The organism is Sphingomonas sp. (genome assembly GCF_017304615.1).
Classification (GTDB): domain Bacteria; phylum Pseudomonadota; class Alphaproteobacteria; order Sphingomonadales; family Sphingomonadaceae; genus Sphingomonas.
Window position 1 is genome coordinate 938602 of the sequence record NZ_JAFKLZ010000001.1, and the last position, 21687, is coordinate 960288.

At 64.7% G+C, this 21687-nt stretch carries 19 protein-coding genes; 13 read left to right on the top strand and 6 right to left on the bottom strand.

Going from position 1 to position 21687, the window contains the following annotated elements:
* Positions 1–180: 180 nt before the first annotated feature.
* Together J0J06_RS04725 and J0J06_RS04730 are read left to right on the top strand one after the other, a co-directional pair.
* A complete protein-coding gene (locus J0J06_RS04725) occupies positions 181–2583 on the top strand; it encodes a response regulator (RefSeq protein ID WP_294040180.1) in 2403 nt (800 codons plus the stop codon).
* A gap of 12 nt (positions 2584–2595) precedes the next feature.
* On the top strand, positions 2596–2940 hold the full coding sequence (locus tag J0J06_RS04730; RefSeq protein ID WP_294040181.1) for a response regulator: 345 nt from the start codon (positions 2596–2598) through the stop codon (positions 2938–2940).
* Here J0J06_RS04730 and J0J06_RS04735 read toward each other — a convergent pair.
* Positions 2937–3452 (bottom strand): phosphoribosyltransferase, encoded by a 516-nt coding sequence (locus J0J06_RS04735; protein WP_294040182.1) that lies wholly within the window; start codon positions 3450–3452, stop codon positions 2937–2939. The genes J0J06_RS04730 and J0J06_RS04735 overlap by 4 nt on opposite strands.
* A complete protein-coding gene (locus J0J06_RS04740) occupies positions 3452–4471 on the bottom strand; it encodes an adenosine deaminase (protein WP_294040183.1) in 1020 nt (339 codons plus the stop codon). The genes J0J06_RS04735 and J0J06_RS04740 overlap by 1 nt, the downstream gene beginning before the upstream one ends.
* Positions 4472–4652: 181 nt before the next feature.
* On the opposite strand from J0J06_RS04740, the gene recA reads away from it, so the two are divergent.
* From recA to J0J06_RS04755, 3 genes are all read left to right on the top strand, one after another.
* The gene (gene recA, locus J0J06_RS04745) at positions 4653–5738 is read left to right on the top strand and encodes a recombinase RecA (protein ID WP_294040184.1); all 1086 of its coding nucleotides are present in this window, start codon (positions 4653–4655) and stop codon (positions 5736–5738) included.
* A gap of 281 nt (positions 5739–6019) precedes the next feature.
* Positions 6020–6850 (top strand): trans-aconitate 2-methyltransferase, encoded by an 831-nt coding sequence (locus J0J06_RS04750; RefSeq protein WP_294040185.1) that lies wholly within the window; start codon positions 6020–6022, stop codon positions 6848–6850.
* Positions 6847–7473 (top strand): glutathione S-transferase, encoded by a 627-nt coding sequence (locus J0J06_RS04755; RefSeq protein WP_294040186.1) that lies wholly within the window; start codon positions 6847–6849, stop codon positions 7471–7473. Before J0J06_RS04750 ends, J0J06_RS04755 begins: the two co-directional genes overlap by 4 nt.
* A gap of 3 nt (positions 7474–7476) precedes the next feature.
* On the opposite strand, the gene J0J06_RS04760 is transcribed toward J0J06_RS04755, so the two are convergent.
* Complete coding sequence (locus J0J06_RS04760) at positions 7477–8784, bottom strand: dicarboxylate/amino acid:cation symporter (RefSeq protein ID WP_294040187.1); 1308 nt, start codon at positions 8782–8784, stop codon at positions 7477–7479.
* Positions 8785–8861: 77 nt separating this feature from the next.
* On the opposite strand from J0J06_RS04760, the gene J0J06_RS04765 reads away from it, so the two are divergent.
* Positions 8862–10127 carry a Xaa-Pro peptidase family protein gene (locus J0J06_RS04765; RefSeq protein WP_294040188.1) on the top strand — a complete coding sequence of 422 codons (1266 nt, stop codon included), beginning with the start codon at positions 8862–8864 and terminating at the stop codon, positions 10125–10127.
* A 43-nt stretch (positions 10128–10170) separates the two neighbouring features.
* The gene (gene alaS, locus J0J06_RS04770; RefSeq protein WP_294040189.1) at positions 10171–12810 is read left to right on the top strand and encodes an alanine--tRNA ligase; all 2640 of its coding nucleotides are present in this window, start codon (positions 10171–10173) and stop codon (positions 12808–12810) included.
* Here alaS and J0J06_RS04775 read toward each other — a convergent pair whose 3' ends face one another.
* Together J0J06_RS04775 and J0J06_RS04780 are read right to left on the bottom strand one after the other, a co-directional pair.
* Positions 12811–14574 (bottom strand): cation:proton antiporter, encoded by a 1764-nt coding sequence (locus J0J06_RS04775; protein WP_294040190.1) that lies wholly within the window; start codon positions 14572–14574, stop codon positions 12811–12813.
* Positions 14575–14817: 243 nt separating this feature from the next.
* A complete protein-coding gene (locus J0J06_RS04780; protein WP_294040191.1) occupies positions 14818–16041 on the bottom strand; it encodes an NADP-dependent isocitrate dehydrogenase in 1224 nt (407 codons plus the stop codon).
* Between the two features lie 222 nt (positions 16042–16263).
* Between J0J06_RS04780 and J0J06_RS04785 the strand changes: the two genes are divergently transcribed.
* Positions 16264–16983, top strand: coding sequence for a phosphatidylserine decarboxylase (locus J0J06_RS04785; RefSeq protein WP_294040192.1), 720 nt, complete (start codon positions 16264–16266; stop codon positions 16981–16983).
* Positions 16980–17801 carry a phosphatidylcholine/phosphatidylserine synthase gene (locus J0J06_RS04790; RefSeq protein WP_294040193.1) on the top strand — a complete coding sequence of 274 codons (822 nt, stop codon included), beginning with the start codon at positions 16980–16982 and terminating at the stop codon, positions 17799–17801. Before J0J06_RS04785 ends, J0J06_RS04790 begins: the two co-directional genes overlap by 4 nt.
* Here the strand turns inward: J0J06_RS04790 and J0J06_RS04795 are convergent.
* Complete coding sequence (locus J0J06_RS04795) at positions 17758–18051, bottom strand: hypothetical protein (protein WP_294040194.1); 294 nt, start codon at positions 18049–18051, stop codon at positions 17758–17760. The genes J0J06_RS04790 and J0J06_RS04795 overlap by 44 nt on opposite strands.
* 273 nt (positions 18052–18324) lie before the next feature.
* Between J0J06_RS04795 and rpsB the strand changes: the two genes are divergently transcribed.
* From rpsB to frr, 4 genes are all read left to right on the top strand, one after another.
* Positions 18325–19149: a 30S ribosomal protein S2 gene (gene rpsB, locus J0J06_RS04800; protein WP_294040195.1), complete on the top strand. Its 825-nt coding sequence runs from the start codon at positions 18325–18327 to the stop codon at positions 19147–19149.
* Between the two features lie 111 nt (positions 19150–19260).
* Positions 19261–20193, top strand: a complete 933-nt coding sequence (gene tsf, locus J0J06_RS04805; protein ID WP_294040196.1) for a translation elongation factor Ts — start codon at positions 19261–19263, stop codon at positions 20191–20193.
* 203 nt (positions 20194–20396) lie between these two features.
* Entirely contained in the window at positions 20397–21125 is a 729-nt protein-coding gene (gene pyrH / locus J0J06_RS04810; RefSeq protein WP_294040197.1) for a UMP kinase, read from the top strand.
* Between the two features lie 3 nt (positions 21126–21128).
* Positions 21129–21686, top strand: a complete 558-nt coding sequence (gene frr / locus J0J06_RS04815) for a ribosome recycling factor (protein WP_294040198.1) — start codon at positions 21129–21131, stop codon at positions 21684–21686.
* Position 21687 lies beyond the last annotated feature (1 nt).

The window sequence follows — 21687 nt, forward strand, 5'->3', positions numbered from 1 at the left end:
GTCGGTGGAAAGCCCACCGGCGGCGTTTTCTTTTCCGTCATGCCGGACTTGTTCTGGCGTCCAAGGTGCCGCCAGCGCTGTCGCTTGAGGAGAGTTGGACCCCTGACTAAGTCCGGGGGTGACGATTGTGGGCCAGCGTCCCGCTTGACCTGTCCGCTCACCCCGCCACAAGGGTGGGCAATGGCCTCGCGTCCCGCTCCCCTGACAGCACCGACCGCCGGTCAGCGCCAGGCGTTGATTGTCGCCGCACTGTGCGGCGTCGCGGCAGCGGTGATCGCATTGTGGGTCTTGCACAGTATTCCGGTCGCGGGCGGTTTCGCCGCGGCCATGTTCGTGCTTACCGGAGCGGCTTTTGCGTTCAGCCGTTTCGCGCCGGCCGCTTCTGAGGCCCAATCCGATACCGACTGGAGCGTCGCGCGCACGCTGGCGGCGGCGAGCGGGGATGCGCTGGCCGTCACGGATCGCGCGGGCAAGCTTGTCTGCGCCAACGAGGCCTATCGAGCACGGTTCGACGGGTATCCGACGCCGCCCGGCCTGCCGCTCGATGGCGGCGGGGCGGCTGACCTGGCGAACGCTGGACGGATCGCCTGGCGCGACGGATCGGCTCGGATCGATCGCATCACCTCACGGGGACGCCCGATGGCGGTCGCGATTGAGCGAGCGGGCGACGCCGGCGACATGCTGGTGTGGCGCTTTCACGACGCGGCTGGGCTCGATCTCGCCGCCAATGTCCAATCGTTGATCGCGGGGACGACTGGCGACCGCCTAGCCGCCGCCGGGATCATGGCTGCACTGATCGCGCCGGACGGCAAGCTGCTCGCCGCCAACCGCGTGTTGCGCGAACGGTCGATGGGGCATGAGGAAAGCGTCGTCGTCGGCCGCGACTTCGCGCGTTTCCTCGCCGCCGACGCACAGGGCCAGGTGCGGTTCGAGCGGGAGGGCGAGAAGGGCAATTCCTTGCGCATCATCCAAATCCCGTTCCTGGAAGGTGACGACGCACCGATCCTGGTCGCGTTGCTCGACGAGGAGGATAGCGGCCGGCCCGCGATCGGCGCCAGTGCGGCGGCGCACGTCAAGAGCCTGATCTCGCTGCTGCCGGTCGGGTTGGCATTGGTCGATCGTGATGGGCGGTTCGTGCAGATGAATGATCCGTTCGTCCGGGCGGCGCAAGTCGATCCGAACCATCCGCCGCTCTACCCGGGCGACCTCGTCGTGCGCGAGGACAAGGCGGCGGTGGCGGACGCGGTGCGCAAGTTCGCGAACGGCGCGACGCATTCGACCGACATGGCGATCCGGCTGAAGGACCATCCGGACGAGCCCGTCGCGCTGACCATCGCGGGCGCGCGGGGGCTGGGCGACGCAGCGGTGCTGCTCAGCCTCAAGGACAATGGCGAGGAAACCCGGCTCAAACGCGAAGTGGCGCAGGCGACCAAGATGCAGGCAGTCGGCCAGCTCGCAGGCGGCGTCGCCCACGATTTCAACAATATCCTGACAGCGATCATCGGCCATTGCGACCTGATGCTGATGCGTCATTCGCCCGGCGACAGCGACTATGACGATATCCAGCAGGTCAAGGCCAACTCGAACCGCGCGGCCAGTCTGACGCGGCAATTGCTCGCTTTCTCACGCCAGCAGACGTTGCGGCCGCAAGTGCTGCAACTACCCGACGTGATTTCAGAAGTGTCGCAACTGCTCAAGCGGCTGATGGGCGAGACGGTTAAGCTGGAAGTGCATCACGGCCGCAACCTCGGCCCGGTCCGCGCCGATCCGGGGCAGCTCGAACAGGTTGTCGTCAATCTCGCGGTCAATGCCCGCGATGCCATGACCGCCAAGGACCCCACAGCCGGTGGGACGCTGACGATCGCCACGCGCGCCGTCACCGCGGCCGATGTCCGCAAGCTGGGCAACGACATCCTGCCCGTCGCCGATTATTCGCTGCTCGAGATTTCCGACACCGGCACCGGCATACCGCCCGAGATCGTCGGCAAGATTTTCGAGCCGTTCTTCACGACGAAGGAAGTGGGCAAGGGCACCGGCCTAGGCCTCTCCACCGTCTATGGCATCGTCAAGCAATCGGGCGGCTACATCTTCGCCGACAGCAAGCCGGGGCAGGGGGCGACCTTTTCGATCTATCTGCCGGTTCATACGGCCGGGACGCCAACCGCGACGAAGCGCGCCGAGGCTCGCGACAAGCCCGCCGATCTATGGGGCACCGGCACGATCCTGCTGGTCGAGGATGAGGACATGGTCCGCGTCGTCGCGGAACGTGCGCTGACGCGACAGGGCTATACCGTGATGACCGCCGAACATGGCGAGGCGGCGTTGGAACTGCTCGCGAGCGGCGAGCGGCCCGATCTGCTCATCTCCGACGTTGTCATGCCGACGATGGACGGCCCGACGATGGTCCGCCACGCGCGCGAGCGTTACCCCGACCTGCCGATCCTGTTCATGTCGGGCTATGCCGAGGAACAGCTGCGCAAGTCGATCGACCTCGACAACGTGTCCTTCCTGCCTAAGCCCTTTTCGGTACAGCAACTGGCGGAGGCCGCGCGCGACGTCCTTGCCGCCGCCGCAAATGGCTGACAAAGCGCGCCCGTGCCTATCCACCGTATTCTAATCGTCGAGGACGAACCCCTGATCGCAATGATGCTCGAGGATTTCCTCGATGCGCTCGGCAAGGAATGTGTCGGGACGTGCGACACCGTGCTGTCGGCGCGGGCGACGATCGCGGACGAGAATCCCGACGCAGTGATCCTCGACATCAACCTGTCGGGTGGCGAGAAAAGCTGGCCGGTCGCCGACGATCTGGCAGCGCGCGGCATCCCCTTCGTCCTGTCGAGTGGCGGTGAGGAAGTGGCAGAGGGGCATGCCGACCGCCCACGCCTGGGCAAACCCTATACAATGGACGGGGTGGAGCGGGCGCTGGCGGCGCTGGGCTAGGCGATCCGGTTGGGCACCTCGGCGGCATCGGCGTCGAGCGACGATTGCGGCGCGACGGCCTCCCACGGGAACACGAACCAGTCCTTGCGGTCGTTGCGGTCGATCACCTCGGCGCGATACTCGACTTGTTCTGCCGAGCGCCTGTTGTCGAGCAGGGTCGCAAACCGCACATGGTCGCGCGCCGCCCCCGCCGTCGCAAGCGCCGCGCGGAGCTTGCCGATCGTCGCGCCCGAATCGTTGATGTCGTCGACGAACAGCAGCCGCTCGCCCTTGCGCGTACGCTCCGCCAGCCGGATCAACGGCGCGTCGCTGAAATCCTCGACCTTGGACGAGTGATCGACCGACAGCATCGGCAACCCCGTCGCGTGGCTGAGATAGACTGCCGGCGCCAGTCCGCCGCGCCCGATCCCGATGATGAAGCTGGGCGTCCAGTCGTCCTTTTCCAATTCCGCGGCGAGGATATGGACTTGCTCCACGAACGTTTCGTGCAGGATCGGCGTGAAGAGGGGCATCAGGCGTTTTCCTCCACATAGGCGTCGAGCTGCGCGAGGTGTGCCGCGACCTCGTCGTCGCTCAGGAACGACCCCAGGAACGAATTGCGCGCCAGGGTCGCGAGTTCCTGCTTGCCAAGCCCGCGCGCTGCGGCGGCGGCGCGGTAATTCTCACCGATATAGCCGCCGAAATAGGCGGGGTCGTCCGAATTGATCGTTGCGCGCAGTCCTTCCCGCAGCATCCGGTCGATCGGATGCTCCTCGATCGAGGGAACGTTGCATAATTTGACGTTGGACAGCGGGCACACCGTCAGCGTCATACCCGTGCGTGCGAGACGTGCGGTCAGGACCGGATTCTCCAGGCTGCGATTGCCGTGGTCGAGCCGGTCGATATGGAGAATGTCTAGCGCCTGCATGACATATTCCGGCGGCCCTTCCTCGCCAGCATGCGCCACCAGCTTGAGCCCCTTGGCCCGCGCCGCCGTGAACACGCGGGCGAACTTTTCCGGCGGATGCCCGACTTCCGACGAATCGAGCCCGACGCCAGCGATCCGGTCGAGCCACGGTTCGGCCATCGCCAACGTCTCGAACGCCGATTCCTCGCTCAGGTGGCGCAGGAAACAGAGGATCAGCTTCGAGGTTAGACCATGCTTCGCCTCCGCCTCCGCCATCCCGGCGAGCAGTCCGTGCATCACCGTATCGAACGCGATCCCGCGATCGGTGTGAGTCTGCGGATCGAAGAATATCTCGGCATGGACCACGCCGTCCGCCGCCGCGCGATCGAAATAGGCGACCGCCATCTCGCGGAAATCGTTCTCGGTGATCAGCACGCTCGCCCCGGCATAATAGATGTCGAGAAAGTCCTGCAGGTTGGAGAAGGAATAGGCCGCACGGACCTCGTCGACCGTCGCGAACGGGATCGCTACCTTGTTGCGCTCGGCCAGCGCGAACATCAGTTCGGGTTCCAGGCTCCCCTCGATATGCAAATGCAACTCGGCCTTGGGCAGGCCGGCGATAAAGGGCGCGAGGTCGGTTTTCATGCAGTGCAGCATTGCCCGAGACGGGGGCGGGGGCAAGGGCTTCCAAGAGCCGGCGTGCAACGGCGCGGAACAAACCACGAAAATATTTTCGTTCCACTCTTGTTCCAATAGAACAAACGCGATACACGCTATCCAACAGCATTGACGCGGACGCGGTTCGCACTAGGCGGTGGAGGCTCAAATGGCGGCATCTTTGAAGGTCATCGACAATCCCATGGCATTGAGCAACGACAAGACTTCCGGCGAGCGCGCCAAGGCGCTCGAGGCGGCGCTGGCGCAGATCGACCGCGCGTTCGGCAAGGGCTCGGCGATGAAGCTGGGTTCGAAGGAAGCGATGCAGGTCGAGGCGATCTCGACCGGCAGCCTGGGACTCGACATCGCGCTCGGCGTCGGCGGCTTGCCGCGCGGCCGCGTGATCGAGGTCTACGGACCGGAAAGCTCGGGCAAGACGACGCTCGCGCTCCACGTCATCGCCGAAGCGCAGAAGAATGGCGGCACCGCCGCGTTCGTCGATGCCGAACACGCGCTCGACCCGGTCTATGCGAAGAAGCTCGGGGTCGACATCGACGAACTGATCGTGTCGCAGCCCGACACCGGCGAACAGGCACTCGAGATCGTCGACACGCTGGTGCGCTCGAATGCGATCGACGTGCTGGTGGTCGATTCGGTCGCGGCGCTCGTGCCGCGTGCGGAAATCGAAGGCGAGATGGGCGACAGCCATGTCGGCTTACAGGCGCGGCTGATGTCGCAGTCGCTGCGCAAGCTGACCGGCTCGATCAGCCGCTCGCGCTGCATGGTGATCTTCATCAACCAGCTGCGCATGAAGATCGGCGTGATGTACGGCAATCCCGAGACCACGACCGGGGGCAACGCGCTGAAATTCTACGCTTCGGTCCGTCTCGACATTCGCCGCACCGGCCAGATCAAGGACCGTGAAGACATTATCGGTAACGCGACGCGCGTGAAGGTCGTCAAGAACAAGGTAGCGCCGCCGTTCAAGCAGGTCGAATTCGACATCATGTATGGCGAGGGCATCTCGAAGATCGGCGAAGTGCTCGATCTCGGGGTCAAGGCCGGGCTGGTGGAGAAATCGGGCGCGTGGTTCTCTTACGACAGCGTGCGGATCGGCCAGGGCCGCGAGAACGCCAAGACGTTCCTCAAGGAAAATCCGGAAATGGCCGATCGCCTCGAAAAGGCGATCCGTACGCGCACCGACGCGGTTGCGGAGGAAATGATGGCCGGGCCGTCTGACGAAGACGATATTTAATTCGACGTTCGATCAGTCGTTTGGTCGGAAAAGACCCGCTGCAGCCTTGCTGCGGTGCAACCAAAAGTACTGATCGGCGTTAATACTTTGCCCCCGCGGCGTTCCCCCCGCCGCAACACCCGGAAAGGCCCGCCCGCGTCGGCGGGCCTTTCATATTCTGACCTCTTCGCTCGGCGTGACGCCCATTCGCCGTTTTGCGCACTTTGCCGCGCATGATGGCGGCGTTATCGCTACACGGGACTGTGCCGGAATCGGCAATCACATTGGGCAGAGGAAGGCGGATGTTCTCGACCGACGAATGGACCGGGCGCACCGGGGATGTCTGGGCCGACGAATGGCGCCGCACCGATCGCAGCTTCGCCGGACTCTCCGATCGCCTCAACGGCGCGATTCTCGATGTCGCCCCGCCCCATGGCCATGCGGTCGATCTGGGGTGCGGCGCGGGTCAGACATCGATGGCGCTGGCAGTCGCGCGCCCGGATCTGGGGGTGACGGGTCTCGATATTTCACCTGGCCTGATCGCCGTCGCCCGGCGGCGCGCCGAGGGCATCGAAAATCTAGGCTTCGACGTCGCCGACACATCCGCGCTCGATCCCGCCGTCAGCGCCGACCTGTTCGTCTCGCGGCATGGCGTGATGTTCTTTCCCGATCCGGTTGCTGCCTTCATGACGATCAGGAAGGCGGCGCGTCCGGGCGCAAGGCTGGTCTTTTCCTGCTTTCGCGAGCGTCGCGCGAACGAATGGTCGTTGCTGAGCGATTCGCTGGTCGGCGCTCAGGCGGCGCCACCGGGCTACGTTCCCGGTCCCTTTGCGTTCGCCGACCGCGCGTTCGTAGGGGGCATGCTAGCGCGAAGCGGCTGGGTCGGCGCCGCGGCCGAAGCGGTCGATTACCACTACGTCGCCGGACAGGGCGAAGACCCGATCGCCGACGCCGCCGATTTCTTCACTCGGATTGGCCCCGTTGCGCGTACAATCGCCGAGCAGCCTGCCGATCGCCGCGGCGGTTTGGTCGAACGCCTCAAGGATTTGCTCGCGCCGCACGTCGCCCGCGACACCGTTGCGTTTCCGGCGGCGGCCTGGATCTGGACCGCGACCAATGGAGACGCCGCATGATGCTGATCGTCCATCACCTCAACAATTCGCGTTCGCAACGCATCCTGTGGATGCTCGAGGAGCTCGGGCTGCCCTATGAGATCAAGCATTATCAGCGCGACGCCAAGACGATGCTCGCCCCGCCCGAGCTCCGCAAAGTCCATCCGCTCGGCAAGTCGCCCGTGCTTGAGGACGAGGGCCGCATAATCGTCGAAACGGGCGCCATCTGCGAATATCTCGTCGAACAGGCCGACGGCAGGTTGGGGCCACCCGCGCATCGCGACGACACGCTGCGCTATCGCCAGTTCCTGCATTATGCCGAAGGGTCGGTCATGCCGCCGTTGCTGGTGCTGCTCATCGTCAATCGCATTCCGGTATTCGGCAAGAAGGCGGCGAAGCGCATTCAGCCGATGATCGACGTGCATCTCGATTACGTCGAAAGCGAACTGGCGCAGCGTCCGTGGTTCGCCGGTGAGGAGATGACCGCGGCCGACATCATGATGAGCTTCCCGCTCGAAGCCGCGATGAGCCGTGCCGGGCTCGGCGGTTCGCGACCCGCAACGATCGCCTGGATCGAAAAAATCCACGCTCGCCCAGCCTATCAGACAGCGCTGGCGAAGGGTGGACCCTATGCCTACGCGTAACGCCTAGCTCTTGCCGCTGAGTCCGTGGCTCGGCGCGTGCTGCGGCTCGATCTCGGCGGGTTCGCTCGGGTCGAGCTGCCCCTCCCAGCGCGCCACCACGCTCGCCGCGACCGCATTGCCGACGACGTTGGTCGCCGACCGCCCCATGTCGAGGAAGTGATCGACCGCCAGCACCAGCAGCAACCCCGCCTCGGGCAGGTTGAACTGGCCGAGCGTCGCGGCGATCACCACCAGGCTGGCGCGGGGTACACCGGCAATGCCTTTCGACGTTATCATCAGCGTCAGCAGCATCGCGACCTGCGTGCCGAGATCGAGGTGGATGCCATAGGCCTGGGCGATGAACATCGACGCGAACGTCATGTACATCATCGACCCGTCGAGGTTGAACGAATAGCCGAGTGGCAGGACGAAGCTCGAAATCTTGTTGGGCACGCCGAACCGGTCGAGCGCTTCCAGCGTGCGCGGGAACGCCGCTTCGGAAGAGGCAGCGGAAAACGCCACCAGCACCGGCTCGCGGATGTAGCGAAACAGCGACGTAGCCCGGCGCCCGACGAACAGCCAGGCCAGCAGCCCGAGCATCAGCCACAGCAACGCCAGCCCGATATAGACGCAGAGCATGAAGTAGCCGAGCTTGCCGATCACGCCCGGACCTCGCTCCACCAACGTCGCCGCCACCGCCGCAAACACCGCGAACGGCGCGAACCGCATGACGTAATCGGTGACTTGCAGCATCACCTTGGTCAGCGCCTCGGCCGCCTTGACCAGCGGCGCGGCGCGTTCCCCGATGGCCGTGATCGCGACGCCGAAGAACACCGAGAAGACGACGATCTGAAGGATGTCGTTCTTCGCCATGGCGTCGATGATCGATGTCGGGAAGATATGCTCGATGATCTTGATCGGATCGAACGCACTTTTGTCGATGCCGGTCGTCGCCGTGGTAGCGGGCAGCGGCAGGTTAAGTCCGACGCCCGGATTGAGGATGTGGACAAGAACGAGGCCGAGCGTCAGCGACAACAGGCTGGCCGTGACGAACCACAGCAGCGACTTGAGCCCGACGCGGCCCAGCGCGCCCGTATCCCCCATATGCGCGATGCCGACGACGAGCGTGCCGAACACCAGGGGCGCGATGATCATCTTGATGAAGTGCAGGAAGATCGTGGTGACGAGGCCGAGCCACTTGGCGATCGTCGTCAGCGTCGCGGCCTGATCGGGCGTGGGATTCTCGCCGCCCAACGCAGCGTTGGTCGCCCATCCCGCGATCAGGCCGAGCACCAGCCCGATCAGGATGTAGGTCGTCAGCCGCTTCGCCAAGATACGCACTCCCCGTTTTAGTGCACAGCAGGGAAGGGGATTGTCGCGGCCGGGTCAAGCACCCTATCGTCGCGGCCATGCCCAATCCCCGCTTTTCGCCTGGTCGTCGCGCGATCCTCGCTGCGGCCGCCGTCGCGCCGTTCGCCGTATCCGCCGCCGCTCGTGCCGTCGAACCCGACCTGTCAGCGCTGAAGGATATGACCGGCGGCGCAACGCCGATCGGGCCGGAGGAACGCGCGCTGCGGCTTACACGCGCGCAGGCCTTGATGAAGGCGAACGGCATCGGCGCGGTGCTGGTCGAGCCGGGGTCGAGCCTACTCTATTTCACCGGCATCCGCTGGGGCCGCAGCGAGCGTGCGATGCTAGCGGTGCTGCCGGTCGAGGGCGCACCGTGCATCGTCTCGCCCTATTTCGAGGAACCCCGGATGCGCGAGACTCTCGCGATCCCCGCCGAGGTGCGCGTGTGGCAGGAGGATGAGGATCCGCTCAGGGTCGTCGCGGGCTTCCTGCGCGATCGCAAGCTGGCGGCGCGCCCTGTCGGGATTGAGGAGACCGTGCGTTTCTTCATCCCGGACATGCTCGCCCGCGCGCTGCCCGGCGCGAAGATCGTGACCGCCAACCCGGTCGTGCGCGGATGCCGGATGATCAAGACGCCCGCCGAGCTCGCGCTGATGCAGCTTGCGACCGACGTCACCATCGCCGCCTATCGCTGGACCTATCCGCGGATCGAAAAGGGGATGGCCGGGCGAGACATCGGCGCGCTGATGGATGCGGCGACCGTCAAACTGGGCGGGGACCCCGAATTTTCGCTGATCCTGATCGGCGAGGCCGCCGCCTACCCGCACGGGACGAAGGCAGTACACAAGGTCGCCGAGGGTGAGATCGTGCTGATGGACTGCGGTTGTACGGTCCAGGGCTATCAGTCCGACGTGTCGCGGACGTTCGTGTTCGGCGCGGCCAGCAAGGAGCAGCGGACCGTGTGGGACCAGGTGCATCAGGGCCAGCAGGCCGCGCTGGCCGCGGCGAAGATCGGCGCGCCGGCGGGCAGCGTCGATGACGCGGTGCGACGGCTCTACGACGGGTTCGGCTACGGCCCCGGCTACAAGCTGCCCGGCTGTTCGCATCGCACAGGGCACGGTATCGGCATGGATGGGCACGAGCCGGTCAATCTGGTGCGCGGCGAGACGACGAAGCTCGCGCCCGGCATGTGCTTTTCGAACGAGCCGGGCATCTACATTCCGGGCCAGTTCGGCGTGCGGCTGGAGGATTGCTTCCACATGACGGAAACCGGCCCGAAATGGTTCAGCACGCCGCCGCCATCCATCGACCAGCCGTTCCATTGATGCCTTGCTTGGCAAGGCGCGCGACCTTGCCTAAGTCGCCACCATGACATCGACCAACGACATCCGCCGCGGCTTCCTCGATTATTTCGGTAAGGAGGGGCACAGCATCGTCCCGTCGGCGCCGCTGGTGCCGCAGAACGACCCGACCTTGATGTTCGTCAATGCGGGCATGGTGCCGTTCAAGAACGTCTTCACCGGCTTGGAAACGCGGCCCTATTCGACCGCGACGTCGAGCCAGAAATGCGTCCGCGCGGGGGGCAAGCACAACGATCTCGACAATGTCGGCTATACCGCGCGGCATCATACGTTCTTCGAAATGCTCGGGAATTTCTCGTTCGGCGATTATTTCAAGGACCGCGCGATCAATCTCGCGTGGAACCTGCTGACGAAGGAATGGGGCCTCGCCAAGGATCGGCTGACCGTCACCGTCTATCACACCGACGACGAAGCGTTCGACCTGTGGAAGAAGATTTCGGGCCTTCCCGAAGAGCGCATCATCCGCATCGCGACAAAGGACAATTTCTGGGCGATGGGATCGGACGGGCCGTGCGGCCCGTGTTCTGAAATCTTCTTCGACCATGGCGACCACCTCCCCGGCGGCCCGCCGGGCAGTCCCGACGAGGACGGCGACCGTTTCGTCGAGATTTGGAACCTGGTGTTCATGCAGTTCCTGCAGGAAGCCGACGAGATCATCGGTGGGCTGCCCAAGCCGTCGATCGACACCGGCATGGGGCTGGAGCGCATTGCCGCGGTGATGCAGGGCGTCCACGACAATTACGACACCGACACGTTCAAGGCGCTGATCGCGGCGTCGGGCGCGTTGACGCAAACCGCGACGACCGGCGACAACCAGGCGAGCCATCGCGTGATCGCGGACCATTTGCGCACGTCTGGGTTCCTCGTCGCAGACGGCGTGTTGCCGGCGAACGAAGGGCGCGGCTATGTGCTCCGCAGGATCATGCGTCGCGCGATGCGGCATGCGCACCTTCTGGGCGCAAAGGACCCGTTGATGCACCGGCTGGTTCCGGCCTTGGTCGCTGAGATGGGGGCTGCCTACCCCGAACTTGTCCGCGCGCAGCCGTTGATCGAGGCGACGCTGGCGCAGGAAGAGACACAGTTCCGCAAGACGTTGGACAAAGGCCTGAAGCTGCTCGACGAAGCGACTGCCGGGATGGCGCCGGGCACGACGCTGTCGGGCGAGACCGCGTTCAAGCTCTACGACACATATGGCTTCCCGTACGACCTAACCGAAGATGCCTTGCGCGCGCAGGGGCTGCAGGTTGATCGCGAGGCGTTCGACGCCGCGATGGCCGAGCAGAAGCGGGCTGCCCGCGCCGCATGGAAAGGCTCCGGCGACAAGGGTTCTGACGAACTCTGGTTCGACCTTGCCGAGGAAAAGGGCGGTACCGAATTCACCGGCTACACCTCCGAACAGGGCGAGGGCGAGGTGGTCGCCCTGGTCAAGGATGGCGCACGGGTGGACCGCGCGGGGGAGGGCGACGAGGTCGACATCATCCTGAACCAGACGCCGTTCTATGCCGAAAGCGGTGGCCAGGTCGGCGATGCGGGCGTCGCGAGTAACGACAAGGTCAAGGCACGCGTGTTCGACACGCACAAGCATCTCGGCCGCCTGTGGGCGCATCGCGCCAAGATAGAGAGTGGCGAGTTGAAGGTCGGCGACGCGCTGCACCTGACCGTAGATGGCGAGCGCCGCAACGCAATCCGCGCCAATCACTCGGCGACGCACTTGCTGCACGCGGCTCTGCGGGAACGGCTCGGCACGCATGTCGCGCAGAAGGGCTCCCTCGTTGCGCCCGACCGGCTGCGCTTCGACTTTTCGCAGCCGGTGGCGGTCGACGGTGATGCGCTCGCCGCGGTCGAGGCCGATGTGAACGCCTATATCCGCCAGAACGATGCGGTTTCGACGCGGCTAATGACGCCGGACGAGGCAATCGCCGAGGGCGCGATGGCGCTGTTCGGGGAGAAATATGGCGACGAGGTGCGCGTCGTGTCGATGGGGCGTGACGGCCAGAAGATTTATAGCCTCGAGCTATGCGGCGGCACGCATGTCAACGCCACGGGCGACATCGGGTTGTTCAAGGTCGTGAGCGAAGGCGCGGTGTCGTCAGGCGTGCGGCGCGTCGAGGCGCTGACTGGCGAGGCGGCGCGGACATATCTCGCGAGCCGCGACGAGAAATTGCGCGAGGCGGCGGCGGCCCTGAAGTCGTCGCCCGACGAGGTGCCAGCGCGCGTCGCGCAACTGGTCGAGGATCGCCGCCGGCTCGAACGCGAACTGGCGGAGGCCAAGAAGGCGTTGGCGCTTGGCGGGGGCGGGGGAGCGGCGGTCGGACCCGAACAGGTCAACGGCGTCAATTTCGTCGGGCAGGTCGTCGATGGACTCGACCCCAAAGGCCTGCGCGGCGCGGTCGACGAGGCGAAGCAGCGAATCGGTTCGGGTGTCGCGATGATCGTCGCGGTCAATGACGGCCGCGCGTCGGTGGCGGTCGGAGTGACCGACGATTTGACCGCGAAACTAAACGCCGTTGACCTGCTCAAGCAGGCGGTTGCGGTGCTTGGCGGGCAGGGCGGCGGCGGCCGTCCCGACATGGCCCAGGGCGGTGGACCCGAGGGCGAGAAGGGCGAGAATGCGGTCGCGGCTGTTAGGGCGGTGCTGGCCAGCTAGCTAGACCACCGGGTCGCGTCGCACCCGCCTGATCCGTGGCTCGCGCTCCAGGCTGGCGGCTTCCTTGATCGCCTTGCGCAATATGTCGCGCTTTTCGTGGATCGAGGCGATTACGGGCCCCATTGCGACGCCAAGGTCGACCAGCACCGCCTCCGACAATTGTAGCGAGCTTTCGAGCGTTTCTGGCACCGCGTCGGTGACGCCGGCCTTGTACAGTTCGGCGGCATGGGCGCCGTCGCGGGCACGGGCTACGATCGTGAGGCCCGGCACCCAACCGCGCACCCGCTTGGTCAGCCGGACGGTCAGCACGGGGTCATCCATCGTCAGCACGAGCGCCTTTGCGCGGCCGAGATTGAGGCGATCGAGCAGTTCGCTCCGCGCGACGTCGCCGAACACGACCGAATAGCCGTCCCGGCGCGCAGCCGTTACCGCGTCGATATCGGCCTCGACCGCCAAATAGGGCTGGCCATGTCCCTTGAGCATGTCGGCGACCATCTTGCCGACCCGGCCGAAGCCGAGCACGACGGTGCCCGGGCCCTCGTCGGGTAGTTCGAGGTCGTCGGCTGCTGCGGCTTCGCGTGCTTCGATACGCCGCGACGCGAGGCGGCCGATTTCCGCTAGCGCCGGGGTTATCGTCAACCCGAGCGCGGTCACGGTCTGCCAGAAGGCCGCATCGCCCCGCGCGATCAGCCCAGCCGCCGCCGCGGTGCCGAGCACGATCAGCGTCGTTTCGGACGGGCTGGACATCAGGACGCTGGTTTCCGCCGCCGTACCGGTACGCGCGCCCGACAGTTTCAACAGGCCGAACGTCACCAGCGATTTGGCGGCGACAACGCCAGCCAATGCAAGCACGAAATCGGACCAGTTCGCTAACAGGGTCTCCAGGTTCAGGCTCATGCCGACGGTGATCAGGAACACGCCGAGCGCGAGTCCCTTGAACGGGGCGGTGATGACCTCGACCTCGCTGTGATACTCCGTCTCGGCAATCAGCAGCCCGGCGAGCAGGGCCCCGACGATCGGCGAAAGCCCCGCCGCAGAGGTGGCGAGGCTGGCGACGATCACCACCAGCAGTGAAATGGCGAGGAACAGTTCGGGACTCTTGGTGCGCGCGGCCTGGGCGAACAGCCTGGGCAACAGGAAGCGCCCCGCCAGGAAGATCGCCGCAATGCTGATGGCGCCCCACAGCAAGGTGTTGAGCACGCCGCTCGCCGCACCGCCGCCGAGCGCAGCCAGCACGAAGATGATCGGAACCAGCGCCAGATCCTCGAACAGCAGCATCGCAAACGCGCTGCGCCCCACCGGGCTTTCGGTGCCGGCGATTGGCAGCACCAAAGCGGTGGAGGACAAGGCAAGCGCAAGGCCGAGGCCAAGGCCGGCGGTCCAACTGCTCCCGCCGAGCAGCAGTGCTCCGCCGATCACGGCGGCGCATCCGAACAGCTCCGCGGCGCCGACGCCGAACACCGCGCCGCGCATCCCCCATAACCGCTTCAGCGACAGTTCGAGGCCGATCGAGAACAGCAACAGGGTGATGCCGAACTCGGCGAACGGCTCGATCGAATGCGGGTTGGAGATGGTGACGTGGTAGAGCCACGGATATTTCGTATCGAGCGCGCCTAGCCCCGCCGGACCCACCAGGATGCCGACCAGGATGAAGCCGATCACCGGGCTGACCTTGAAACGCGCGAACGCAGGGATCACGATGCCCGCCGCACCGAGGATCACCAGCCCGTCGCTGAAACCTGTATTTTCGAGACCGATCGACATGGCGGTATCTAAAGCAGGCCGGGAGGCGTTTGTCAGGCGATGATTGCCGCCGACATCTGCGTTCATCTGCGTTATTGGCGGTGAGTGACTGGAATAGTCGCCGCGTTCCTGCTCGTGCGCGCCGGGTTCTACCGGACGCGATCTACAGGTTAAGGGTTCCGCTGCATCTCGGCGCGAACAGTCGGTACGGGCTTTCGGCAGGAAATGTCCGGTCACCGAAAGCCCGGTTACTGAACCGTCAGATCAGGCCCAGGTCGCCATCTTGGCTTCGAGATTCTCGCGGATCGCCTCGAAGAATTGTTCGGTGGTCATCCACGCCTGATCGGGGCCGATCAGGAGCGCGAGGTCCTTCGTCATCTTGCCGCTCTCGACGGTCTCGATGCAGACCTTTTCGAGTTCCTCGGCGAAGCGCGTCACGTCGGGCGTGTCGTCGAACTTGCCGCGGAATTTAAGGCCGCCGGTCCAGGCGAAGATGGAAGCGATCGGGTTGGTCGACGTCTGCTTGCCCTGCTGGTGCTGGCGATAGTGGCGGGTGACCGTGCCGTGCGCGGCTTCCGCCTCAACCGTCTTGCCGTCCGGCGAGAGCAGGACCGAGGTCATCAGGCCCAGCGAGCCGAAGCCTTGCGCGACCTGGTCCGACTGGACGTCGCCGTCATAGTTCTTGCACGCCCACACGAACTCGCCGCTCCACTTGAGCGCCGACGCGACCATGTCGTCGATCAGGCGGTGTTCGTAGACGATACCGGCTTCCTTGAACTTCTCGGCAAAGCCCTCATTGTCGAAAACCTCCTGGAATAGGTCCTTGAAGCGGCCGTCATACGCTTTGAGGATGGTGTTCTTGGTCGACAGATAGACCGGCCATTTCAGGTTCAGGCCGTAATTGAACGAGGCGCGGGCGAAATCGCGGATCGAATCGTCGAGGTTATACATCCCCATCGCGACGCCCGACGAGGGGAAGTCGAACACTTCCTTCTCGATCTTCTCGCCGTCCTTGCCTTCCCAGATCATGCGCAGCTTGCCGGGGCCGGGGACGCGGAAGTCGGTCGCGCGATACTGGTCGCCGAACGCGTGACGGCCGACGACGATCGGCTTGGTCCAGCCGGGGATCAGGCGCGGGACGTTGGAGATGACGATCGGCTCGCGGAAGACGACGCCGCCCAGGATGTTGCGGATCGTGCCGTTGGGCGACTTCCACATTTCCTTCAGGCCGAATTCCTCGACGCGCGCTTCGTCGGGGGTGATCGTCGCGCACTTCACGCCGACGCCATATTGCTGGATCGCCTTGGCGCAGTCGATCGTGATCTGGTCGTTGGTCTCGTCGCGCTTTTCGATGCCGAGGTCGTAATATTTCAGGTCGATGTCGAGATACGGCTTGATCAGGCGTTCGCGGATCCATTCCCAGATGATCCGCGTCATTTCGTCGCCGTCGATTTCCACGACGGGCGTCTTCACCTTGATCTTGGCCATGCTCTGTTTCCTGATTGGGGGGTTTGGCTGCGCTCTAGGAGGAAGCAAGGAGAGGGGTCAAGCGGGGTGGCCAACGCCCAAGGCACGGTCATACCGGCGCGTTGCCCTTGGATCGTCGCGACACCATATGAAATACGAAAGCCGACTGAGCCGAACGTAGCGAACAAGCATTGTATGAAAGCGTCACGTTGTCTTGGCCCGTCAAGGCGGTTAGATGGGCGGATGCCTTCGATTGATCCGCCGGAAACGGCCCCGCCCACGGTGAAATGGCAATTTCCCGCCATGCATCCGGAAGGGCGACGTTATGTCGTTATCGTCGCCGTCGCGGCAGTGCTCAGCCTGCTCATCTGGAACGTCCTGTTCTGGCCGCTGGTCTTTCTCGCGCTGGGGGTCGCGGCGTTCTTTCGCGATCCAATCCGCGTTACGCCGAAGAATGACGGGTTGGTCATCGCGCCCGCCGATGGCCTCATCACGATGATACAGCCGGTGACGCCGCCGCCGGAACTCGCGATCCTCGGCAACTCGCCGCTGATCCGCGTGTCGATCTTCATGAGCGTGTTCGACGTGCACGTGAACCGCACGCCGATCGCGGGCACGATCCGCCAGGTCGTCTATATTTCAGGCAAGTTCCTGAACGCCGATCTCGACAAGGCGAGCGAGGAGAATGAGCGACAGCATATCGTTGTCGAGGGGAAGGACGGTCGGCTGATCGGCTTCACACAGATTGCGGGCCTCGTCGCGCGGCGCATCGTCGCGTTCGTCAAGGAAGGCGATATGCTCGCGGTGGGGCAGCGTGTCGGTTTGATCCGCTTTGGGAGCCGGGTCGACGTGTTCCTGCCCGCCGATACCGTGCCGCAGGTCGTGCTCGGCCAACGCGCGGTTGCGGGTGAAACGATCCTGGGCAAGATCGGTGGCGATACGATGAGCGGCGTCACGCAATGAGGCCGCCCAGCCCGTTGCGCCGGCGTCCGCCGCAGGGGCTTCCGCTTCGAACCATCGCGCCCAATGCGCTGACGGCGCTGGCGCTGTGTTCGGGGCTGACCGGCGTGCGGTTCGCGATCGCGGCGTCAGGCGCGCCGATCGGTTTGGGCGACAGCAGCCAATGGCAATTGGCGGTGATCATGATCCTGGTCGCGAGTGCGCTGGACGGCGTCGACGGGCAAGTCGCGCGGATGCTGCGCGGCACGAGCCGGTTCGGTGCAGAACTCGATTCGCTCAGCGATGCGATTTCGTTCGGCGTCGCGCCCGCACTGATCCTGTATCTATGGGCGCTGAATACGTCGCCCAAGTTCGGCTGGGCGTGCGCGCTGTTGTTCGCGGTGTTCTGCGCGCTCCGTCTCGCGCGGTTCAATGCAGCGATCGATGCGACCGACCAGCCGCGAAAGTCCGCCGGCTATCTGACCGGTATCCCGGCGCCTGCCGGGGCAATCGGCGCGATGCTGCCGATGTATCTGTGGTTCATCACCGACGACAGCCGGTTCCGCTCGCCTTGGCTGGTCGCGCCGTGGGTGGCGTTCATGGCAGTACTCATGGTGTCGAGCGTCGCGACCTTCGGCTGGGCGTCGATAAGGTTGCGCCGCCGCATAAGGTTCGAGGCTCTGGTGGTAATCGTCGCGATTGGCGCGGCACTGATCTCCGCGCCCTGGCCGACCTTGGCGGTGATATGCGTCGCCTATCTCGTGACGATCCCGTTCAGCGTCGCCGGCTACGCGCGGATCAGGCGGCTGCGCGCCAATATATCGGTTGCGCCGCCGGCCTGACCGACACGCGCAGCGTCGAGGGGCGGCAGACGGGGAGAGGCGGTAAGCTGGATGCGCCGCCATTGCCAGCCAGCGCGGCTTGGATATTGCCGAGCGACGGCGCGACCGTCGCATAGATGGCGAACCCGGCAGCGCCCAAGGCGCCCGCAAACGTCAGAACAGCGACCAGCGTCATCATCGCGACTATCCTTTGTTCGGACTTGAACCGACCCGAAACCAACGGCTCGTCGATTCCGAAAGTTCCCGTCATTTGAATAGTCGCTGTATGTTCCACTGATGTTCCAGGCGTCAAGCGAATAATGAGAACAAACAGAGAATATATATGGCGACTGCCTATTCAGAATGACCGACTCGCGCGATTACTCCGGTGTGGCGGACCGCACGGAGGGGTTGCATCATATGCGGCATTCGACTAACGGCGCGCCCTCAACCCGCATGGGAAGCAACATAACCCGGTGCGCCGGCGAGTTCGCTCGTTCGCGTCATCCGCTTCCCAGAGGCTCAACCGGAAGGAGTTATCCCTATGGCGGCACCTGTCGTCTCCATGCAGCAGCTCATTGAGACTGGTGCGCACTTCGGACACCAGACCCACCGCTGGAACCCGAAGATGAAACCCTACATCTTTGGCGACCGCAACGGTGTCCACATCCTGGACCTGTCGCAGACCGTGCCGCTGTTCGCGCGCGCGCTCGAATTCGTCAGCTCGTCGGTCGCCTCCGGCGGCAAGGTGCTGTTCGTCGGCACCAAGCGCCAGGCGCAGGATCCGATCGCCGACGCCGCGCGCCGTTCGGGCCAGCATTTCGTCAACCATCGTTGGCTGGGCGGTATGCTCACCAACTGGAAAACGATCTCGAACTCGATCAAGCGTCTCAAGACGCTCGAAGAGCAGCTGTCGGGCGACACGCACGGCCTGACCAAGAAGGAAGTCCTTCAGCTGACGCGCGAGAAGGACAAGCTCGAACTGTCGCTCGGCGGCATCCGCGACATGGGCGGCGTGCCCGACGTGATGTTCGTGATCGACGCCAACAAGGAAGAGCTGGCCATCAAGGAAGCCAACACGCTGGGTATCCCGGTCGTGGCGATCCTCGATTCGAACGTCTCGCCGGACGGCATCGCGTTCCCGGTGCCGGCAAATGATGACGCCGCGCGCGCCATCCGCCTGTATTGCGAGGCCGTGGCGATCGCCGCGACCCGTGGTGGCCAGGAGCGCCAGGCGAAGTCGGGCGTTGATCTCGGCGCGCAGGTCGAAGCGCCCGTCGAGGAAGCGCTGAACGCCGAGCCGGTGGTCGCTGACGAAGCGCAGCAGGCCGAAATGGCCGTCGAGGCCGAGCGTCAGCTCGACGCATAATTGTCACGGAGGCTTCTTACGGGAAGCCTCCCACCCCCGTTCGTGCTGCGAAGCACGTAAGCACGCCCTTCGACAAGGTCGGGGCGAACGGATCTGATAAAGGATAGTAAGATGGCCGACATCACGGCAGCAATGGTCAAGGAGCTTCGCGAAAAGAGCGGGGCGGGCATGATGGATTGCCAGAAGGCGCTGAAGGAATCGAACGGTGACATGAACGCCGCGGTCGACTGGCTGCGCGCTAAGGGTCTTGCGGCCGCCGCCAAGAAGTCGAGCCGCACCGCGGCCGAGGGCCTGGTCGGCGTTGAAGTGTCGGGCACGAAGGGCGCGGCGGTCGAGGTTAACTCGGAAACCGATTTCGTCGCGAAGAACGATCAGTTCCAAAGCTTCGTCCGCGACGTAACGTCGGTCGCGCTCGAACTCGGCGACGATCTGGCGGTTATCAAGGCAGCGTCGCTCGGCGAGAAGACCGTCGAGGAAACGCTGACCAATAACATCGCCACGATCGGCGAGAATCAGAACCTGCGTCGCGCCAAGCGGCTCGAAGTGTCGCAGGGCGCGATCGTGCCCTACGTCCACAACGCTCAGGCGCCGGGCCTCGGCAAGATCGGCGTGCTGGTCGCGCTAGAGAGCGAGGCGCCGGTAGAGACACTCAACGCGCTGGGCAAGCAGCTTGCGATGCACATAGCGGCGGCCTTCCCGCTGGCGCTGGACGAGAGCGGCCTCGACCAGGAGCTGATCGAGCGTGAGCGCGCCATCGCAACCGAAAAGGCGGCCGAAAGCGGCAAGCCGGCCGACATCATCGCCAAGATGGTCGAGGGCGGTATCGCCAAGTACCGCAAGGAAAACGCGTTGGTCAGCCAGCTGTTCGTGATGGACGGCAAGACGCCAATCGCTCAGGTCGTCGCCAATGCCGCCAAGGAAGCGGGTTCGCCGATCGTGCTGAAGGACTATGTCCGCTTCCAGCTCGGCGAAGGCATCGAGAAGGAAGAGAGCGACTTCGCCGCCGAAGTCGCCGCCGCCTCGGGCGTGCCGCAGCCGGCGTAAGCCTGTCTGCGATTCGAGAAATAAAGGGGGCGGGGCAACTCGTTCCCTTTTTTCGTCATGCCGGACGTGATCCGGCATCCCGCTTCTACTCTTACGCCGGAACGAGTAGCGGGACCCCGGATCAAGTCGGGGGTGACGGAGGTGTTGTCTGATACACCCACCCCGCCTAAGGTCTGCGCCGCCTCCAAACCGCATGAGAATCGATGACCGCGCCAGCCTATAAACGCATCCTGCTGAAACTGTCGGGCGAGGTCCTGATGGGCGACGGGGAGAGCGGCCTCGCGATCGATCCGGGCGTCACGGCACGCGTCGCGGGGGAAATCAAGGATGCGCGGGACGCCGGGCACGAACTTTGCGTCGTCGTCGGTGGCGGCAACATCTTCCGCGGCATCTCGGCGGCGGCCAAGGGCATCGAGCGTGCGACGGCCGATTACATGGGCATGCTCGCCACGGTGATGAACGCGCTGGCGGTGCAGAACGCGCTGGAGCAGATCGGCGTCGAAACGCGCGTCCAGTCGGCGATCCCGATGGCCAGCGTGTGCGAACCCTTCATCCGCCGCCGCGCCGAGCGCCATCTGGAAAAGGGCCGCGTCGTGGTGTTCGCGGCGGGCGTTGGATCGCCGTTCTTCACCACAGACAGTGGCGCCGCTTTGCGCGCCGCCGAAATGAAGTGCGATGCGCTGTTCAAGGGCACCTCGGTCGACGGAGTCTACAACGCCGACCCGAAGAAGGACCCGTCGGCGAAACGCTACGACACCGTGAGTTACGACACGGTCCTCTCAGACAATCTGAAGGTCATGGACGCTAGTGCCATCGCCTTGTGCCGCGACAACAACATTCCGATCGTTGTCTTCAACATCCGCGAACCGGGCAATCTCGCTTCGGTGCTGCGGGGCGAGGGCGTCTCGACGGTCGTGCAAAAGGAAGGATGACCCATGGCCGCCTATAACAAGGCCGATCTCGAACGCCGCATGGCCGGCAGCGTCGAGGCGTTGAAGAGCGATCTGGCGGGACTCCGTACGGGCCGCGCGTCGACCGCGTTGCTCGATCCGGTGACGGTCGAGGTCTATGGATCGCACATGCCACTGAACCAGGTCGCGACCGTGTCTGCGCCCGAACCGCGCATGCTGTCGGTGCAGGTGTGGGACAAGTCGAACATTGGGCCGGTCGAAAAGGCGATACGCTCGGCGGGGCTGGGTCTCAACCCGATCAACGACGGCAACACGCTGCGTCTGCCGATCCCGGATTTGACCGAGGAACGCCGCAAGGAACTGGCGAAGCTCGCCGGCAAATATGCCGAAGACGCCCGCATCGCCGCACGCAATGTGCGCCGCGACGGGATGGATTCGCTCAAGGCCGACGAGAAGAAGGGCGAGTTCGGCGAGGACGAGCGCAAGCGCTTGGAAACCGAAGTCCAGAAGCTCACTGACAAGACGATCGCCGAGATCGATGCCGCGGCGGGCGCCAAGGAAAAGGAAATCCTGGGCCAGTGAA

Bases quoted from the DNA above. Each gene is read 5' to 3' on its own strand.
- J0J06_RS04765 (WP_294040188.1), top strand. From the start codon at position 8,862: ATGCCCAATCCCCGCTTTTCGCCTGGTCGTCGCGCGATCCTCGCTGCG.
- J0J06_RS04790 (WP_294040193.1), top strand. From the start codon at position 16,980: ATGAGGCCGCCCAGCCCGTTGCGCCGGCGTCCGCCGCAGGGGCTTCCG.
- J0J06_RS04795 (WP_294040194.1), bottom strand. From the start codon at position 18,051: ATGACGGGAACTTTCGGAATCGACGAGCCGTTGGTTTCGGGTCGGTTC.
- J0J06_RS04755 (WP_294040186.1), top strand. From the start codon at position 6,847: ATGATGCTGATCGTCCATCACCTCAACAATTCGCGTTCGCAACGCATC.
- J0J06_RS04780 (WP_294040191.1), bottom strand. From the start codon at position 16,041: ATGGCCAAGATCAAGGTGAAGACGCCCGTCGTGGAAATCGACGGCGAC.
- pyrH (WP_294040197.1), top strand. From the start codon at position 20,397: ATGACCGCGCCAGCCTATAAACGCATCCTGCTGAAACTGTCGGGCGAG.
- J0J06_RS04725 (WP_294040180.1), top strand. From the start codon at position 181: ATGGCCTCGCGTCCCGCTCCCCTGACAGCACCGACCGCCGGTCAGCGC.
- tsf (WP_294040196.1), top strand. From the start codon at position 19,261: ATGGCCGACATCACGGCAGCAATGGTCAAGGAGCTTCGCGAAAAGAGC.
- J0J06_RS04740 (WP_294040183.1), bottom strand. From the start codon at position 4,471: ATGAAAACCGACCTCGCGCCCTTTATCGCCGGCCTGCCCAAGGCCGAG.
- alaS (WP_294040189.1), top strand. From the start codon at position 10,171: ATGACATCGACCAACGACATCCGCCGCGGCTTCCTCGATTATTTCGGT.
- J0J06_RS04750 (WP_294040185.1), top strand. From the start codon at position 6,020: ATGTTCTCGACCGACGAATGGACCGGGCGCACCGGGGATGTCTGGGCC.
- rpsB (WP_294040195.1), top strand. From the start codon at position 18,325: ATGGCGGCACCTGTCGTCTCCATGCAGCAGCTCATTGAGACTGGTGCG.
- frr (WP_294040198.1), top strand. From the start codon at position 21,129: ATGGCCGCCTATAACAAGGCCGATCTCGAACGCCGCATGGCCGGCAGC.
- recA (WP_294040184.1), top strand. From the start codon at position 4,653: ATGGCGGCATCTTTGAAGGTCATCGACAATCCCATGGCATTGAGCAAC.
- J0J06_RS04775 (WP_294040190.1), bottom strand. From the start codon at position 14,574: ATGTCGATCGGTCTCGAAAATACAGGTTTCAGCGACGGGCTGGTGATC.
- J0J06_RS04735 (WP_294040182.1), bottom strand. From the start codon at position 3,452: ATGCCCCTCTTCACGCCGATCCTGCACGAAACGTTCGTGGAGCAAGTC.
- J0J06_RS04785 (WP_294040192.1), top strand. From the start codon at position 16,264: ATGCCTTCGATTGATCCGCCGGAAACGGCCCCGCCCACGGTGAAATGG.